At 68.2% G+C, this 17,320-nt stretch carries 18 protein-coding genes; 10 read left to right on the plus strand and 8 right to left on the minus strand.

Annotation, left to right across the window (positions count from 1 at the left end; genetic code table 11):
• The first annotated feature begins 73 nt into the window (after nt 1–73).
• The 3 genes from P8934_RS04990 to P8934_RS05000 are packed head-to-tail and all read left to right on the plus strand — an operon-like array spanning nt 74 to nt 2,860.
• Entirely contained in the window at nt 74–889 is an 816-nt protein-coding gene (locus tag P8934_RS04990) for an alpha/beta hydrolase (protein WP_278033214.1), read from the plus strand.
• A complete protein-coding gene (locus P8934_RS04995; protein WP_278033215.1) occupies nt 886–1,743 on the plus strand; it encodes an alpha/beta fold hydrolase in 858 nt (285 codons plus the stop codon). The genes P8934_RS04990 and P8934_RS04995 overlap by 4 nt, the downstream gene beginning before the upstream one ends.
• A gap of 28 nt (nt 1,744–1,771) precedes the next feature.
• Nucleotides 1,772–2,860, plus strand: a complete 1,089-nt coding sequence (locus tag P8934_RS05000; RefSeq protein ID WP_278033216.1) for a patatin-like phospholipase family protein — start codon at nt 1,772–1,774, stop codon at nt 2,858–2,860.
• A 6-nt stretch (nt 2,861–2,866) separates the two neighbouring features.
• On the opposite strand, the gene P8934_RS05005 is transcribed toward P8934_RS05000, so the two are convergent.
• Nucleotides 2,867–3,445: a Smr/MutS family protein gene (locus P8934_RS05005; protein WP_278033217.1), complete on the minus strand. Its 579-nt coding sequence runs from the start codon at nt 3,443–3,445 to the stop codon at nt 2,867–2,869.
• Between the two features lie 161 nt (nt 3,446–3,606).
• Between P8934_RS05005 and prmB the strand changes: the two genes are divergently transcribed.
• From prmB to phaC, 5 genes are all read left to right on the plus strand, one after another.
• The gene (prmB, locus tag P8934_RS05010) at nt 3,607–4,521 is read left to right on the plus strand and encodes a 50S ribosomal protein L3 N(5)-glutamine methyltransferase (RefSeq protein ID WP_278033997.1); all 915 of its coding nucleotides are present in this window, start codon (nt 3,607–3,609) and stop codon (nt 4,519–4,521) included.
• A gap of 30 nt (nt 4,522–4,551) precedes the next feature.
• Complete coding sequence (aroC, locus tag P8934_RS05015) at nt 4,552–5,637, plus strand: chorismate synthase (protein WP_278033218.1); 1,086 nt, start codon at nt 4,552–4,554, stop codon at nt 5,635–5,637.
• A gap of 57 nt (nt 5,638–5,694) precedes the next feature.
• A complete protein-coding gene (locus P8934_RS05020; RefSeq protein ID WP_278033219.1) occupies nt 5,695–6,147 on the plus strand; it encodes a DUF6489 family protein in 453 nt (150 codons plus the stop codon).
• Between the two features lie 134 nt (nt 6,148–6,281).
• The gene (locus tag P8934_RS05025; RefSeq protein WP_106229949.1) at nt 6,282–6,719 is read left to right on the plus strand and encodes a phasin family protein; all 438 of its coding nucleotides are present in this window, start codon (nt 6,282–6,284) and stop codon (nt 6,717–6,719) included.
• A 172-nt stretch (nt 6,720–6,891) separates the two neighbouring features.
• Complete coding sequence (gene phaC / locus P8934_RS05030) at nt 6,892–8,715, plus strand: class I poly(R)-hydroxyalkanoic acid synthase (protein ID WP_278033220.1); 1,824 nt, start codon at nt 6,892–6,894, stop codon at nt 8,713–8,715.
• A gap of 396 nt (nt 8,716–9,111) precedes the next feature.
• Here phaC and P8934_RS05035 read toward each other — a convergent pair whose 3' ends face one another.
• The 7 genes from P8934_RS05035 to P8934_RS05065 all read right to left on the minus strand — a co-directional run bounded on the left by P8934_RS05035 (nt 9,112) and on the right by P8934_RS05065 (nt 16,042).
• A complete protein-coding gene (locus tag P8934_RS05035; protein ID WP_278031189.1) occupies nt 9,112–10,143 on the minus strand; it encodes an IS110 family transposase in 1,032 nt (343 codons plus the stop codon).
• A 130-nt stretch (nt 10,144–10,273) separates the two neighbouring features.
• Nucleotides 10,274–11,743 carry an apolipoprotein N-acyltransferase gene (lnt, locus tag P8934_RS05040; protein ID WP_278033221.1) on the minus strand — a complete coding sequence of 490 codons (1,470 nt, stop codon included), beginning with the start codon at nt 11,741–11,743 and terminating at the stop codon, nt 10,274–10,276.
• 28 nt (nt 11,744–11,771) lie between these two features.
• Nucleotides 11,772–12,641, minus strand: coding sequence for a transporter associated domain-containing protein (locus P8934_RS05045; RefSeq protein WP_106229952.1), 870 nt, complete (start codon nt 12,639–12,641; stop codon nt 11,772–11,774).
• Entirely contained in the window at nt 12,638–13,141 is a 504-nt protein-coding gene (ybeY, locus tag P8934_RS05050; RefSeq protein WP_278033222.1) for an rRNA maturation RNase YbeY, read from the minus strand. Before ybeY ends, P8934_RS05045 begins: the two co-directional genes overlap by 4 nt.
• On the minus strand, nt 13,138–14,235 hold the full coding sequence (locus P8934_RS05055) for a PhoH family protein (protein WP_278033223.1): 1,098 nt from the start codon (nt 14,233–14,235) through the stop codon (nt 13,138–13,140). The genes ybeY and P8934_RS05055 overlap by 4 nt, the downstream gene beginning before the upstream one ends.
• Nucleotides 14,236–14,307: 72 nt before the next feature.
• Nucleotides 14,308–15,651, minus strand: coding sequence for a tRNA (N6-isopentenyl adenosine(37)-C2)-methylthiotransferase MiaB (miaB, locus tag P8934_RS05060; protein ID WP_278033224.1), 1,344 nt, complete (start codon nt 15,649–15,651; stop codon nt 14,308–14,310).
• A gap of 184 nt (nt 15,652–15,835) precedes the next feature.
• Complete coding sequence (locus P8934_RS05065) at nt 15,836–16,042, minus strand: hypothetical protein (RefSeq protein WP_278033225.1); 207 nt, start codon at nt 16,040–16,042, stop codon at nt 15,836–15,838.
• Between P8934_RS05065 and P8934_RS05070 the strand changes: the two genes are divergently transcribed.
• The gene (locus tag P8934_RS05070) at nt 16,041–16,670 is read left to right on the plus strand and encodes a TIGR04211 family SH3 domain-containing protein (RefSeq protein ID WP_278033226.1); all 630 of its coding nucleotides are present in this window, start codon (nt 16,041–16,043) and stop codon (nt 16,668–16,670) included. The two genes, P8934_RS05065 and P8934_RS05070, sit on opposite strands and share 2 nt — an antisense overlap.
• 23 nt (nt 16,671–16,693) lie before the next feature.
• On the plus strand, nt 16,694–17,320 hold the full coding sequence (locus P8934_RS05075) for a thiopurine S-methyltransferase (protein ID WP_278033227.1): 627 nt from the start codon (nt 16,694–16,696) through the stop codon (nt 17,318–17,320).

The raw sequence follows: 17,320 nt of genomic DNA on the forward strand, positions 1-17,320 counted from the left end.
GGATCATGGTAATCCCGTTAGCCTGCTATCGCCAGAAGGGTGCCGGCCGGGTGCCCGCCAGCAGGAAGAATCCATGAGCAGATCCGACCACGTCCCGCGCACGCCTCTCGTCTTTGCCCACGCCAACGGCTTCCCGGGGCAGAGCTACCGCAGCTTCCTGGCGCCCCTGGCCGAGCGCTTCGACCTGCACCCGCTGGATCGACTGGGCCATCACCCCGACTTCCCCGTCGGCCACAACTGGCTGGCCCTGCGCGACGAGTTGCTCGGCCACCTGGCTCGCTTCCCGGGTCCGGTGGTCGGCGTGGGCCACTCCATGGGGGGCGTGCTGATGGCCATGGCCGCCGAGCACTCCCCCGACCGGTTCCGCTGCGTGGTTATGCTCGATCCACCGCTGATGCTGGGCCTGGAGGCCTGGGCCATGAAGGTGGCCAAGCGCCTGGGGCTGGCCGACCGGGTGACCCCAGCGGGCAGGAGTCTCGGCCGTCGTGACAGCTGGCCCGACCGCCAGGCCATGTTCCACTACCTGCGCCGGCGGGGCCTCTTCCGGCGCTTCACCGAGGCCGCCCTGCACGACTACGTGGACGGGGGGACCCGGGAGTTGGATGACGGGCGCGTGGTACTGCTCTACGACCCCGACATCGAGGTAGAGATCTTCCGTCACCTGCCGGACCACCTGGGCGATCTCCCCGGCCGGGTCAGGGTCCCCCTGGGGGTGCTGGCCGGCGCCGAGTCCGATGTGCTCATCCCGCATCGGCGGCACCGCCTGACGCGTCGGGGCGTGAGCGTGGCTCAGGTCCCGGGCGGGCACATGTTCCCCATGGAGTACCCCGACCAGACCCGCTCGGCCCTGCTGGCCATGCTCGACGACCTGCTGGGGCCGTCGGCATGAGCGAGCCCCGTTCCCTGAGGCTGGCCGGGGACCGCCTGGCGGCGCTGGCCTGGGGCGATGACCAGGCCCCGACCTGGCTGGCGCTGCACGGCTGGCTGGACAACGCCGCCAGCTTCTCGCGCCTGGCGCCCCGGCTGGTCGACGCCCTGGGCATTCGGGTGGTGGCGATCGACTTCGCCGGCCATGGCCTCTCCCGCCACCGTCGTGGCGACTATGCGCTCTGGGACTACTGCCACGACCTCCTCGATGCCTGCGACCATCTGGGCCTCGCGCGGGTGCCCCTGCTGGCCCACTCCATGGGGGCCGGGGTGGCCTGCCTGACGGCCGCCGCCCTGCCGGAACGTGTCGAGACGCTGGTGCTGCTCGACGGCCTGGGGGCCCTGACCACCGAGGCCGGCGAGGCACCCGCCCAACTGCGCAAGGGGTTGCTCGCCGATCGGCGCCCCCTCTCGTCGGCGCCGCGCTATCCTGATAGGGAAACCGCCGTGGCGGCACGGGTGGCCGGCGGGGCGACGCCCATCGATGCCGAGACGGCACGACCGCTGGTCTCGCGCAACCTCGAGGCGCTGCCCGACGGCCATGTGCAGCTACGCACCGATGCCCGCCTGCTGCGACCCTCCCTGGTGCGGTTCTCTCCCGAGCAGGTGGGGGCCATGCTGGCGGCGGTCCGCAGCCCGGTACTGCTGCTGGAGGGGGAGGCCGGCATCCTGGGTGAACGGGTACGGGCACGCCAGGCCCGGGCGGCGGTGGCGAGGCTGACCCGGCGCGTGTTGCCTGGCGGTCATCACCTGCACCTGGAACCGTCGGCGGTCGCCGGGGTGGCGGAGGCCATCGTGGCGTGGCACAACAGCTGATGGTGGGAGCCGAGAGGGGAGGCGCGTCATGAGCCAGCAGCGGAAAGCCGACGATACACGGCAAAAGAGCGTGGCACTGGTGCTCGGCAGCGGGGGTGCCCGTGGCTATGCCCATATCGGGGTGATCGAGGAGCTCGAGGCGCGAGGCTATCGGGTGGTGGCGATCTCCGGTTGCTCCATGGGGGCCCTGGTGGGGGGCGTCTACGCGGCAGGGGAGCTCGCCGCCTATCGCGACTGGGTCTGCCGGCTGGACTATTTCGACGTGCTCAGGCTGGTCGATGTCACCTGGAGCCCCATGGGGGCCATGCGCGCCAACAAGGTGATGGGCAAGCTCGAGAGCCTGATCGGCGATACCCGCATCGAGGACCTGGCGATCCCCGTGACCACCGTGGCCACCGACCTGACCCGCCAGCGCGAGGTGTGGTTCCAGAGCGGCTCGCTGCTCGAGGCGATCCGCGCGTCCATCGCCGTGCCCGGGGTGATCACGCCGGTGCATCGCGGCGACCAGGTGCTGGTGGATGGCGGGCTGCTCAACCCCCTGCCGATCATCCCCACGGTGTCCGCCCAGGCGGACTTCGTGCTGGCGGTCAACGCCACCGCCCACAGTCCGCGCCCGGTGACCCTGGAGGAGCTGCTGCCCCCCGAGGAGGCCGCCCAGGAACAGGCGCGCGAGAAGTCCCGGGACGCCGGAGGCGTCGACTTCGCCAGCTGGATCGACGGGGTCCGCGGCGCCACCCGTCGGCTGTTCGATGGCCTCGGCAACAACAGTGCCAGTGGTGGCCCTTCGGACAAGAGCGAGGAGGACGCGGTCCTGGAACGCGGTCGCCGCGAGTGGGGACGCCTGGACATGGTGCTGGCCTCCTTCGACATCACCCAGGCCGCCCTGGCCAAGTACAAGGTGGCGGGCTACCCGCCGGATGTGCTCATCGAGGTGCCCAAGACGGTCTGTGGCGCCTACGAGTTCCACCGTGCCGAGGCGCTGATCAGCCTGGGCAGGCACCTGGCCGTGGAGGCGCTGGACCGCTTCGAGGGGCGGGTCCACCCCGGCTGGGGAAGCCCGTCCATCGTCGTGGAGGCGCCGGCCCTGGAGGGCCAGGAAGGGGAGGGGGCAACCTGAGCGGCGTCAGGCCTCGTGGCCGCGCCGCCTGAGCAGCACGTAGACCGCCCCGGTGCCGCCGTCGATCGCGGTCGCCGAGCAGAAGGCGAGCACGCTTGGCCACTCCCGAAGCCAGGCATTCACGTGGCTCTTGATCACCGGATAGTCGCTGGTGGCGCCCCAGGCCTTGCCGTGGACGACCAGCACGCAGCGCCGGCGGTGGCCTGCGGCGTCGCGCAGGAAGGCCTCCAGCTCCGCGCGGGCCTCCTCGAGGGTATAGCCATGCAGGTCGAGCCCCGCTTCCCAGCCGATGCGTCCGCGCTTGAGCTGCTGGCGGGTGCGCCAGGGCAGGTCGGGCAGCGCGAAGTCGAGGAACTCGGAGGGCCGCACTGGCTCCACCCGGCCGTCAGAGGTGCGACCGGCCGCGGTGATATCGTCGCTGGCCGAGGTTGCCGCGGCCCGTCGCTCGGCCGCGGCGGGATCCCCCCGGCGCCGGCGCCCGGGGTCAGCCCGGTTGCTGGCGATCGGGCGCACGCCGGCCTCTTTCAGGGCCTGGCGAAAGGCGCTGATCTCGTCCTCGTCCGGGGGGTGGCGGTCTCGACTCATGGGGCCTTCGGCTTGTGACGCAAAGCGCCAGTATACCGCCCCCGCCGTGGCTGTGAACCGCGGGCCCGGTTACAATCGGCTCTCGTCCCGACCCGAACCCTCCGACTCCAGGATGCCCCGTGGCTGAATCTCTCCCTGATGCGTCTTCCTCCACCCTCGTGATGAGCGACGAGGCCCTTGGCGATGGCCTGGTCACCCTGCGCGATTGCCTGCGCTGGGCTGCCAGCGAGTTCCACCTGGCGAGCCTCTTCTATGGCCACGGCACCGATTCCGCCTGGGACGAGGCCGTGGCGCTGACGCTGGGCGCCCTGCACCTGCCCTGGAACGTCGACCCGGCGGTCCTCGAGGCGCGGCTGCTGCCCATGGAGCGCGCCCGCATCGTGTCGCTGGTTCGCGCCCGCATCGAGACCCGCCGCCCGCTGCCCTACCTGCTGGGCGAGGCCTTCTTCGCCGGTGTCCCCTTCAGCGTCGACGAGCGGGTACTGATCCCCCGCTCGCCCATTGCCGAGCTGATCGAGCATGGCTTCGCTGCCTGGTTTCCCGTCGAGCCACCGACGCGCGTGCTCGACCTCTGCACCGGCTCGGGCTGCATCGGCATCGCCACGGCGCTGCACCTGCCCGGCTGCGAGGTCGACCTGGCCGACATCAGTCCCGATGCCCTGGCCGTGGCCCGCATCAACATCACCCGCCACGAGGTGGGCGAGCGGGTCCGTGCGGTGGAGTCCGACCTCTTCGCGGGGCTCGCCGGGCAGCGCTATGACCTGATCGTCTCCAACCCGCCCTACGTGGACACCCGCGACCTGACCACCATGCCCGCCGAGTTTCGCCATGAGCCGACACTCGCCCTGGGGGCCGGCGCCGACGGCCTGGATATCGTGCGGCGCATCATGCGCGAGGCCCGCGACTACCTCAGCGATGCGGGCGTATTGATCGTCGAGGTCGGCAACTCCGACCACCACCTGGAGGCCGCCTTCCCCGAGGTGCCCTTCCTGTGGCTCGAATTCGAGCGCGGCGGCCAGGGGGTGTTTGCCCTGACCGCCGCGGAACTCGACGCCCATGCGGCGTCCTTCGCCTGATCCCCATCTCCCGACCCAGGAGGAGCGCCCATGTCTGGCAACACCTTCGGCAAGCTGTTCACCGTCACCACCTTCGGCGAGAGCCATGGTCCTGCACTGGGGGCCATCGTCGATGGCTGCCCGCCGGGACTCCCCCTCAGCGAAGAGGACCTGCAGCGCGACCTGGACCGCCGCCGTCCCGGCAGCTCCCGTCACACCACCCAGCGGCGTGAGCCCGACCGGGTGCGGATCCTCTCCGGGGTCTTCGAGGGTGTGACCACCGGCACGACCATCGGCCTGATGATCGAGAATACCGACCAGCGCTCCAAGGACTACTCGAAGATCAAGGACCAGTTCCGCCCGGCCCACGCCGACTACAGCTATCACCACAAGTACGGCATCCGCGACTATCGCGGCGGCGGGCGCTCCAGTGCCCGGGAGACCGCCATGCGGGTGGCGGCCGGGGCCATCGCCAAGAAGTATCTTGCCCAGCGGGGAATCACCATCCGCGGCTACATGAGCCAGCTCGGACCGATCGCCATCGACTTCAAGCAGTGGGAGGCGGTGGACGAGAACCCCTTCTTCTGCCCCGACCCGGACCGCGTGCCGGAACTCGAGGCCTACATGGACCAGCTGCGCCGCGACCAGGACTCGGTGGGGGCGAAGATCAGTGTGGTGGCCGAGGGGGTGCCGCCCGGGCTCGGCGAGCCGGTGTTCGACCGCCTGGATGCCGAGCTGGCCCACGGCCTGATGAGCATCAACGCGGTCAAGGGCGTGGAAATCGGTGACGGCTTCGCCGCCGTGGCCAGCCGTGGCAGCGAGCATCGCGACGAGATGACCCCCGAGGGGTTCCTCTCCAACCATGCCGGCGGGGTGCTCGGCGGCATCTCCAGCGGCCAGGCGATCATCGCCCACCTGGCGCTCAAGCCCACCTCCAGCATCACCACCCCGGGGCGCAGCATCGACGTCCATGGCCATCCGGTCGAGGTGGTCACCAGGGGGCGCCACGACCCCTGCGTGGGCATCCGGGCCACGCCCATCGCCGAGGCGATGATGGCGCTGACCCTGATGGACCACCTGCTGCGTCACCGCGGCCAGAATGCCGAGGTCCAGGTAGCAACCCCGCGACTGCGCTGAGCCGTGCCATCCTGCATGGCTGCTACACTTCAGGGGACCATCCACAAGAGTGACGCCATGAAGATCAACGTCGAGTTCGACCTGACCCCCGAGGAGTTTCGCCGGGCCCTGGGCCTGCCGGACGTGGAGGCCTTCCAGAAGGACCTCCTGAACCGCATCTACAAGCAGATGGAGTCGGGAACGGAAGGGTACGACCCGATGAGCCTGATGCAGCCCTTCCTGCAGCAGCCCGGCTTGTCCCAGAACCTTTCCCAGGGGCTCTCCCAGGGCCTGTCCAGCTTCGGCAACTACCAGCAGATGATGCTCGACATGCTGACCAAGGCCGCCAGTTCCGCGAGCAGCGGCAGCGGGACAGCGAGCGGAGACCAGCAGGAAGGCCAGAAGACGGACGCGGGGGAGTCCGGGAGTTCGGGAAAGGCCTCCGGTGGCTCAGCCGGGAAGTCCAGCGCCGGCAGCACCTCCCGCAAGTCCACGGCCAGTGCCCGCTCCCGCAGCAAGCGCGAGAGCTGAGGGCGCAAGCCGACGGGGCGCATTCGACCTTCGCTGGGGGCGCCATTAATACGGTTGCAACAGTGTAGGTGGCAGACTACGCTTTGTGCAGTGCAGCAAATCGTTCGTTACCGATCCTCGAGGAGGGATTCGACATGCAGGACAAGATGATCGACGCATTCAACGAGCAGACCCGTCAGTTCTTCGAACCGATGCGCAAGCTCAACTCGCTGATGCTGAACAACATGGAGAAGATGACCCAGTATCAGATGGAGTCCATGAAGCGCTACAGCCAGATGGGCACCGAGCGCATGCGGGACGCCAGCGAGGTCAGCGATGCCGAGAGCATGCGCGACTTCGGCACTCGCCAGGCCGAGATGATGAACGAGCTCTCCAAGCAGATGCTCGAGGATGCCAAGGCGATGAGCGAGATGAGCCTGGAGTTCAAGGCCGAGCTCGAGAAACTCTATGCCGAGTCGGGCAAGCAGCTCGCCGAGCAGGCCGAGAAGGCCGGCCAGGCCGCCAAGGGCGAGGCGCCGAAATCGGATGAGCCCGCCAAGGCGACCAGCCAGTCCACGTCGCGCAAGCGCTGATATCACGGTAACCTAGTCACGCCTGTCCGGTGCCCGGGTCTCGGGGGCCGGACAGTGCCGTTGTTGGCCATGCCTTGCCCGTCGCAAGGTGATGCGGTTCTAGACGTAGATGGCCTGAGGCCGGTGCCTGGCCGTCAGCAACACCGGCCTTCATGAATAACAGGAGGGGTCAATGCAGTCAGGGGTGCAAGCACCGACACAGGCCGAGCTCGAGGCGTGGAATGCCCAGCTCGCCGCGATCGGCGAGGAATACAAGACCTTGATGCAGGATCTGCTGGCACGCATGGTGCCCAGCGATGCCGCGGAATCGGTCCATGAGGACATGCGCCAGAGCTTCCAGGCAGGTGCCCAGTCGCTGATGCAGAACCCGCCCCTGCTGTGGCAGACCCAGTCCCGGCTGCTCCAGGACCAGTTCCAGCTGTGGCAGCAGTCGCTGCGCCGCCTCGCCGGCGAGGAGGTCGAGCCGCTGATCACGCCGGACAAGGGCGACCGCCGCTTCCGGGACGATGCCTGGCGCGACGACCCCTATTACCTGGCGATCATGCAGCAGTACCTGCTGTTCTCGCGCATGGTGGAAGAGCTGATCGAGCGCCTGGATGGCCTCTCGGAGGACCAGAAGCGCAACCTCAGCTTCTACGCGCGCCAGCTGGTCAATGCCATGGCGCCGACCAACTTCGTCACCACCAACCCCGAGGTGATGCGCAAGACCATGGAGACTCGCGGCCAGAACCTGGTCGAGGGCCTGGCCCGGCTGCGCGAGGACCTGGCCAACTCCGCCGAGGGCCTCAATGTCACCATGACCGACCGCAGCGCCTTCGCGATCGGCGAGAACATCGCCGTCACTCCCGGGGCGGTGGTCTACGAGAACGAGCTGATCCAGCTGATCCAGTACACGCCGACCACCGAGCAGGTCTACAAGACCCCGCTGCTGGTGGTGCCGCCCTGGATCAACAAGTACTACATCCTCGACCTTCGCCAGGATAACTCCCTGGTGCGCTGGCTGGTGGAGCAGGGCCACACCGTCTTCCTGATCTCCTGGCGCAATCCCGGCCCCGACCAGCGTGACCTGACCTGGGCCGACTACATGCAGATGGGCCCCATCGCCGCCATGGGGGCCATCGAGCAGGCCACCGGCGAGAAGTCGGTCAACCTGGTGAGCTACTGCATCGGCGGGACCCTGGCCGCCTCGACCGTGGCCTACCTGACCAGTACCCGGCGTGGCCGCAAGGTGAAGTCGGTGACCTACATGGCCACCCTGCAGGATTTCCGTGACCCGGGCGAGATCGGTGTCTTCCTCTCCGAGCCGGTGCTCGAGGGCATCGAGGCCAAGCTCGAGCGCGACGGCTACCTCGACGGCCGGGTCATGGCCTACTCCTTCAACCTGTTGCGCGAGAACGACCTCTTCTGGTCCTTCTACATCAACAACTACCTGAAAGGCGACGCGCCGGCCCCCTTCGACCTGCTCTACTGGAACACCGACGGCACCAACCTGCCGGCCGGGACCCACGCCTGGTACCTGCGGCACATGTACATGGAGAACCGCCTGGTCCAGCCGGGGGGCATCGAGCTCGACGGGGTCAAGATCGACCTGCGCAAGATCTCCACACCGAGCTACTTCATCTCCACCCGTGAAGACCACATCGCCAAGTGGAACAGCACCTACTACGGCGCCCTGCTGCCCAAGGGACCGGTCAAGTTCGTGCTGGGCGGCTCCGGTCATATCGCCGGGATCGTCAACCCGCCCAGCAAGAACAAGTACGGCTACTGGACCAACGACGCGCTGCCGGAGACCCCCGAGGAGTGGCTCGAGGGCGCCGAGCAGCACGAGGGCTCATGGTGGCCGCACTGGCAGGCGTGGATCACCGAGAATGGCTATGTGGATACCGAGAAGCTGGTGCCGGCACGACAGCCCGGTGATGGCGAACTCGATATCCTCGAGGCGGCTCCGGGGCGCTATGTGCGCATGACCATTCCCGAGGTGCTGGGCGAGAAGTAAGCGCCGAGCTACAAGCACCGAGCTACAAGCAAACCCCCGAGGCCATGACCTCGGGGTTTGCTTTTTTCGGGAGCAACACACACTGATGGCCGCTTGGCCGCTTGGCCGTATATGGACTCCTCCTCGTTTGCAAACACGATGGTCGGTGGCGAGAAGGTACGACTGCCAGCGTATATCCGGTCTCGTTGATGGTGCCGTCCGGCACCGGACCTTGATGGGCTATGCGCACGTTGGGTTCCATGACGCTTGGACGAGCTTTGCTGGCTCTGGGCCAAGCACGGAATGACCCCACGTCGGTTCGACCTGTTCGCCATCTCTCAGCGTGTCTTGCAATCGTGGCAGGTGGGACGAGTGGCCACGGCGGTGTGACGGTCCGCTGGCCAGGAGCAGGCGGCGTTAGCCAGCCGCCAGAGCCGGATTATAGGGCGTCTGGTGGCGCGTCATGGCCCAGGCCAATCGTGCCATCTTGTTCGCCAAGGCCACGATGACCACGTTGGGATGCTTGCGTAACGCCAGCGTATTGAGCCACTGGCTGAGCGGGTCGCTCTTCTTGGCGGCATGCTGCAGTACCGCGCGGGCACCATGTACCAACAGCTTGCGCAGGTACCCATCCCCGCGCTTGGTGATCCCTAGCAATCGCTGACGGCCCCCGGTGCTGTGCTGCCGGGGGACCAGCCCCAGGGAGGCGGCAAAGTCGCGCCCCCGCGAGAAGGCTTGGCCATCGCCGAGGGCACTGGCCAGGGCACTGGCGGTGAGCGGCCCGATACCGCACACCGCCAGCAGGCGTCGCGCGACCGGATCGTGCTGAAGGTGCTGGGTGATGTGGGCATCGAGCGCGGCAATCCGTGCATCGAGATGGCGCAGGTCCTCAGCCAGACCGGCGAGCAGTCCCCGGAAGGCCTCGGTCAGACCGTTGTCGGCGTCTTCCAGCCACTGTGGCAGGGCGGCGCGTAGCTGGGCCAGGCCGGTGGGCGCGACCAGGCCGTACTCACCGACCAATCCACGGATCTGATTGGCCTTGGCCGTGCGCTGGCCGACCAGTTCCTCGCGGATACGGTGGCTGGCTTGGGTATCCTGTTGGGCGACCGTCTTGACCGGCACGAAGCGCATTTGTGGTCGGCTCATGGCTTCACAGATCGCTTCGGCATCGACACGATCGTTCTTGTGGCTCTTCACGTAGGGTTTGACGAACTGGGCAGCGATCAGTCTGACAGGATAGCCGTATTGCTGAAGGGCTCGGGCCCAGTAATGGGCGGAGGCACAGGCCTCCATGCCGATCGGGGTTCCCTTGGGGACTCGCGTGAGCAGGGCCTTCAGCCACCGGTGACGGGGATACTGGCCACGCCATTGCACTTGGCCATGGCGGTCCACGCCATGCACATGGAAGACGGATTTTGCGAGATCGACACCTACCCGACTAATGTTCATTTGGGCTCCTCCTCATCCACAGGCTGGTGGAAGTAGCTAACCCCTCCAGTGTGGCGCATTGACGCCGGGAGTAGGGTGAGGAGGAGTCCATCCCATTGCTTGGCCGCTTGGCCGCTTGGCCGCTTGGCTGCTATTGGCTCGGCGCTCGGCGCTGAATCCCCGGCAGCACCAGCAGCGCGGCCAGCAGCCAGGCCGGCCAGCTGCCCGTGCGGGTGAAGGGGGTGAGGCCTTGCATGGGTGTGACCTCGCCCTCGAGGACGGTGGCCTCGAACTGCGGCGCCCGGGCCGTGATCCGGCCCTGGGGGTCGATGAGGGCGGTGACGCCGTTGCTGGTGGCGCGAACCACCGGGCGGCCGTTCTCCAGGGCCCGCAGGCGGGCCATCTGCAGGTGCTGCAGCGGCCCGATGGAGCGCCCGAACCAGGTGTCGTTGGAGACCGTGAGCAGGACCCCGGCCTCGCGGGCTCGCGAGGCCACCAGGTCGGCATAGATGATCTCGTAGCAGATGGCGTTGCCGATGGTCAGCCCGCCGGCGCGGATCGGCGCCTGGTCGGCCGGTCCCGGCGCCATGGTCGGCGCCGGCAGGTCGAAGAAGGCGATGGCCCCGCGCAGCAGACTCTCCAGCGGCAGGTACTCGCCGAACGGCACCAGATGGGCCTTGCGGTACTCGCCCTCCACGTCGCCCCGGCCGACGACGCTGTTGTAGTAGCGGCCCTCCTCGTCACGCTGCAGGATGCCAGTGAGCAGGTCGGTGCCCGTCGGCAGGCCGGCCCGGGCGCGGTCGAGGATCGGCGCGGCCTGGTCCTCGAACATGGGCAGGGCGGCCTCGGGCCAGATCACCAGGTCGACGTCTGCCTCCAGCCCGCGGGTCATCGAGAGGTAGGTGTCGATCGCCCGGCGTTGTCCCTCGGGGGTCCACTTGATCAGCTGGGGGAGGTTGCCCTGCAGCAGGGCAACGCGCACCGGCTCGCCGGTGGGGGAGGTCCACTGGGCGGGCAGGGCCAGCGGCACCAGCCACAGCGCGGCGAGCGGTGCGGCGGCCCAGGCGCGGCGCCGCAGGAGTTCGACGCCGAGGCTGCCGGTGAGGGCGGTGATCAGCGTCAGCAGGTAGACGCCGCCCACCGGGGCCCAGGGCGCCAGTGGAGAATCGACCTGGGCGCTACCCAGCAGCAGCCAGGGGAAACCGGTGAACAGCCAGGTGCGCAGCCACTCGCCGAGCACCCAGGCGCCCGCGAAGCTCAGCGCCGCGAGGCGTGGCCCGCACAGCCGCCGGTAGAGCCAGAGGGTGAGGGCGAAGAACAGCGCCAGGCCGGCGACGAACAGCGCGGTGAGGAAGAGCGCCAGGGGCACGCCGGTGTAGCCGTAGTCATGGATCGAGACGTAGACCCAGGAGGCCCCGGAGCCGAACAGACCCAGCCCGTAGCACCAGCCACGAAGCGCCGCTTGGCCGGGCGTTAGTGCAGGCAGGCCCAGGTAGACGAGACCGGCCGCCATCGGGCCCAGCCACCAGAGCGAGAAGGGCGCGGCACTGAGGGTGGTGAGGCCGCCGGCGAGCAGCGCTGCCAGGCAGCCCAGTGCCGGGGTCAGTCGGGCGTCAGCCATGGTGTCCATCCGTGGTCATGGGGCTGCGTCACTCCTCGGCGCTCTCCTCGCAGGGTTCGGCCTCGAGCAGGCGGATGCGGCGGTTGTCGGCGTTGAGTACCGTGAAGCGCCAGCCACCGATCTCGGTGTGCTCGCCGCGTCCCGGCAGGTGGCCGAAGCGTTGCATCACCAGGCCGCCGAGGGTGTCGAACTCGTCGTCCGAGAAGCGGGTGCCGAAGCGGTCGTTGAAGTCCTCGATGGTGGTCAGGGCGCGAATCGCGTAGCGCTCGTCCCCCAACTCGCGGATATCGATCTCCTCGTCGATGTCGTGCTCGTCCTCGATCTCGCCGACGATCTCCTCGAGGATGTCCTCGATGGTGACGATGCCCGCCGTGCCGCCATACTCGTCCACCACCACCGCCATGTGGTTGTGGGTATCCTGGAACTCCTTGAGCAGGCTGTTGAGGCGCTTGGATTCGGGCACGAACATGGCCGGTCGCAGCACCTCGTCGAGTTGGAAGGGCAGGCCGTTCCCCTGGCCGCCACGCAGCAGCGGCAGCAGGTCCTTGGCCAGCAGGATCCCCTTGACCTCGTCGAGGTTCTCGCCGATCACCGGGTAGCGGGAGTGTCCGGTCTCCAGTATCACCGGCAGGTACTCCTCGAGGGGCTGGTCGAGGGCGATGGCGGTGATCTGGGAACGCGGGATGAGGACCTCGCGTACCTGCTGGTCACTGATGTTCAGGGCGCCCTCGATGATCATCATGGCGTCCTGGTCGAGCTTGAGGCGGGCGCCTGCCTGGCGCAGGAACTCCAGCAGTTCGTCGCGGGAGCTGGGCTCATCGCTGTCGCTGGACAGGGCGCTGAACAGCTTGTCGAGCCAGGACTTGCTGGCCTGGCTGCTCGATCGGTCTTCGCTCATGCGTCGGCTCTCTCGTCCTCGGTATCGGAATCGCGATTCGACGGCGCATAGGGGTCGGCGAACCCCAGCGACGCGATTATCTCACGCTCGAGGGCCTCCATGGCCTCGGCCTCGGTCTCCTCCAGGTGGTCATGGCCCAGCAGGTGCAGGGTGCCGTGGACCACCATGTGAGCGTAGTGAGCGCGCAGCGTCTTGTCCTGCTCGGCGGCCTCGCGGACCACCACCGGGTGGCAGACCACCAGGTCACCGAGCAGCCCAAGCTCGATCCCTGGCGGGCTCTCGAAGGGGAAGGAGAGCACGTTGGTGGGCCTGTCCCTGCCGCGATAGTCGCGATTGAGGGCCTGGCTCTCGGCGTCATCGACGAAGCGGATGGTGAGCTCGTGGCGCGGTTCACCGGCATGGTGCGCCAGCGCCGCGGCCACCCAGGCCTCGAGCTCGGCCTGTGACGGCAGGCCGTCGGCTTCGAGGGCGACCTGCCGGTCGACGAGAAGGGGGGTCATGAGTCGGCGGGCCCCGGGTCGTCGTGGCGCTGCTTCTCCTGCAGGACGCGCTCCAGTCGCTCCTGGCGCTGGGCCTCGCGCTCCTCGCGCTGGGCGCGCTCGGAGGCCTCCTGCTCGGCCTCGAAATGGTCATAGGCCTCGATGATGCGCTGCACCAGCGGGTGGCGCACCACGTCCTTGGCGGCGAAGTGGGTCACGCCGATGCCGGGGGTGCCCTTGAGCACCTCGAGCACCTGGATCAGCCCCGAGGTCTGACCACGGGGCAGGTCGACCTGGGTGACGTCGCCGGTGATCACCGCGGTGGAGCCGAAGCCGATGCGGGTCAGGAACATCTTCATCTGCTCACGGGTGGTGTTCTGGCTCTCGTCGAGGATGATGAAGGCGTTGTTGAGGGTACGCCCGCGCATGTAGGCCAGCGGGGCGATCTCGATCACCTGGCGCTCGATCAGCTTGGCCACCTGCTCGAAGCCGATCATCTCGTAGAGGGCGTCGTAGAGCGGGCGCAGGTAGGGATCGATCTTCTGGGCCAGGTCGCCGGGCAGGAAGCCGAGCTTCTCGCCGGCCTCCACGGCCGGGCGCACCAGCAGGATGCGGCGCACCTCCTGCTGGTTGAGGGCCTCCACCGCGGCGGCCACGGCGAGGTAGGTCTTGCCGGTGCCCGCCGGGCCGATGCCGAAGTTGATGTCGTGAGCGCGGATGCTCTGCACATAGCCCTGCTGGTTGAGGCCGCGGGGCTTGATCAACGTGCGCGGGGTACGCAGCAGCACCTCGTCGTCCGGCTCGCCGCCTTCCTCCTCGTCCAGCGCCTCCAGGCCCGACTCCTGCAGGAAGAGGTGCACGGTGTCCGGCTCCAGGTCGCTGGCCTCGGTCTCGCGGTAGAGGTGCTCCAGCACGTTGGCGGCCGCCTTGACGCGATGGGTCGGTCCGGCGAGCTGGAAGATGTTGCCGCGGTTGCGCAGCGTGATGCCGAGGCGTGACTCGACCAGCTTGAGATGCTCGTCACGCTGGCCGCAGAGGTTGGCCAGGCGACGCGGGTCGTTGGGCTCGAGGTTCAGCGTGACGATGCGATTGGCCGGAGAAGATGGCTGGCTCAAGACAGGGGATCCGTGCTGGGAGAATGTGGGGTCAGCTTACTGCCCCGGTGCTGGCCGGGGCAATCGTGGCACTCAGAAGCGAGCGGGGGAGGCCAGCTCGCCGCGCAGCGAGTTGGGCAGCGCCTCGCTGATCTCCACGTCGACGAAGTAGCCGATCAGCTCGACGGGGTTGGCGGCACGGAAGTTGACCACGCGGTTGTTTTCGGTGCGCCCCGAGAGCTGGCCCGGGTCCTTCGGCGAGAATCCGGTGACCAGGATGCGCTGGGTAGTGCCCACCATGCGCCGGCTGATCTGCATGGCCTGCTGGTTGATGCGCTCCTGGAGGATCGCCAGGCGCTGCTTCTTGACCTCTTCCGGCGTGTCATCCTCGAGGCTGGCCGCCGGGGTGCCGGGGCGGGCCGAGTAGACGAAGCTGAAGGAGTGGTCGAAGCCGATGCGGTGGATCAGGTCCATGGTGGCCTCGAAGTCCGCCTCGGACTCGCCTGGGAAGCCGATGATGAAGTCCGAGGAGAAGCTGATCTCCGGGCGCAGCGCGCGGATGCGCTCCATCTTCTCGACATACTCCTCGACGGTGTGGCCGCGCTTCATGGCCGCGAGCACCCGGTCCGAGCCGGCCTGGACCGGGAGATGCAGGTGGCTGACCAGCTCGGGGACCTCCCCGAAGGCCTCGATCAGGCTGTCGGAAAACTCCACCGGATGGGAGGTAGTGAAGCGGATCCGGTCGATCCCCTCCACGGCCGCCACGCAGCTGATCAGCTCGGCCAGGTCGATCTCGTCGCCCAGCTGATTCTCGCCGCGGTAGGCGTTGACGTTCTGGCCCAGCAGGTTGATCTCGCGCACGCCCTGGTCGGCCAGGTGGATCACCTCCTCCATCACCGCCTCGAAGGGGCGCGAGACCTCCTCGCCGCGGGTATAGGGCACCACGCAGAAGGTGCAGTACTTGGAGCACCCCTCCATCACCGAGACGAAGGCGGTGGCGCCGTCGGAGCTGGGTTTGGGCAGGTGGTCGAACTTCTCGATCTCGGGAAAGGTGACGTCGACCACCGAGATCTGGTCGTTGCGACGCGAGTCGAGCATGGAGGGCACCCGGTGCAGGGTCTGGGGGCCGAACACCATGTCGACATGGGGGGCGCGCTTGCGCAGCGCTTCGCCCTCCTGGCTGGCCACGCAGCCCCCGACGCCGATCACCAGGTCGGGGTTGGCCTCCTTGAGCTTCTTCCAGCGCCCCAGCTGGTGGAACACCTTCTCCTGGGCCTTCTCGCGGATGGAGCAGGTGTTGAGCAGGATGACATCGGCATCGCGCTCGTCGTCGGTGAGCTCGAGCTGGTGGGATTCGCCGAGCAGATCCGCCATGCGCGCGGAGTCATACTCGTTCATCTGGCAGCCGTGCGTCTTGATGAAGAGTTTCTTCGCCATAAGAATAGGTCGCGGCTTCTGGCGCGACGGTGCACCGGTGGTTGGACGTTGGCAGGCGGCCGAGTGGCCACCCGGGACAAGACCCATCATTATACGCGGCGGCCGCCATCGGGGCCAGCAACCGGCCGGCGCGACTGTGGTACCCTTTGCGGTTTCCAGGGACGGGTACAGGTGCGTCCCCTGGTCAGAAAGTGACCGGCAGCGGCAAGGGGCGGTTGGCATGCCGGCTTCCGGTGGCTTTCCAGCGGTTTTCCCGATGGTTGTCCACAGCCACTGTGGGTAACCCGACCCCGAACATCAGCAGCGCCGCCTCGGCAGGGAGGGCCTGGGTGGTGTGCTCCATGTGACAGAGCCGCGACACGCGGGCCTTGGACAGCCAGGACAACGGCATGACGATTCATAGACTCAAGATACTGACACTGGGCGTGGCGCTCGCGACGCTTTCCCCCCTCTTGCCTGCCCAGGAGGCGGCTGACGGCTCGGCCTGGGTCTCGGACGAGCTCACCACCTATGTGCGCAGCGGTCCGACCGACGGCTACCGGATCATCGGCACCCTGACCGCCGGCGAGCCGGTGACGGTACTGGAGACCAGCGGCGACTACAGCCGGGTCGAGGACGCCGACGGCGACGCCGTCTGGGTGCTCAGCCGCGAATTGCAGGAGGCACCCAGCGCCCAGCAGCAACTGCCGGCGCTGGAAGCCCGGGTGGAGGCGCTGACCGAGGAGCTTTCCGGAATCAACGACACCTGGGAGGGCCGTACCGCGTCGATGACCGAGACCCTGGAGGTCCGCGAACGGCGCATCGCCGAACTCGAGGCGCGCAACGCGGCGCTCGAGGGTGAGACCGAGGAGTCGCGCTCCACCATCCGCGAGCTCCAGGCCCGCCTGGATACCCAGGAGGAAGACCTGCTGATGCGCTACTTCATGTACGGTGGCGGAGTCGCCGGCGCCGGCCTGCTGGTGGGGCTGATCGTGCCACACCTGCCGCGCCGTCGCCGCAAGCGCGATCGCTGGTTCTGATGCCGGCCCGGCAGGGGGGAGTGATGGCTAACGAATGGCTGGAGCGCTGGCGCGAGGGGCGCATCGGTTTCCACCGTGACCGCCCCCACCCCGTGCTGGTCCGTCACTGGCCCGATCTGGGGGTGCGGGCCGGCACCAAGGTGCTGGTGCCGCTGTGCGGCAAGAGCCTCGACATGCGCTGGCTGGCGCGCCATGACCATCCGGTACTGGGCATCGAGCTGGCCGGGCAAGCCATCGAGGCGTTCGTCGCCGAGGGCGTGGGGGAGGTGACCCGCTATCGCCAGGCGGGTTTCGACATCTGCCGCCAGGGCAGCGTGGAGCTCTGGTGCGGCGATTTCTTCCACTTCCATATCGAACAGGCGGCGGAGATCGGCGCCTTCTACGATCGCGCCGCCCTGATCGCCCTGCCGGCGGCCACCCGCCAGCGCTACGCCTTCCACCTGGCCCAGCTGATCCCTCCCGGGGCCCGAGGGCTGCTGATCAGCCTGACCCGCGGCCCGGGGGGGCCACCGTTCAGCGTCTCCGCCGAGGAGGTGCGCGAGCTGTTCGAGCCCAACTTCCGCGTTACCCACCTGGAAGATGGCGAGCCGGAGCCCAATGGCTTCCGAGAGAGTGCCTGGGCCCTGGAGCGCCGTGGCCCGCTGACCTGA

It is taken from the genome of Halomonas sp. CKK8 (genome assembly GCF_029625235.1).
In the GTDB taxonomy this organism is placed as follows: Bacteria; Pseudomonadota; Gammaproteobacteria; order Pseudomonadales; family Halomonadaceae; genus Halomonas; species Halomonas ventosae.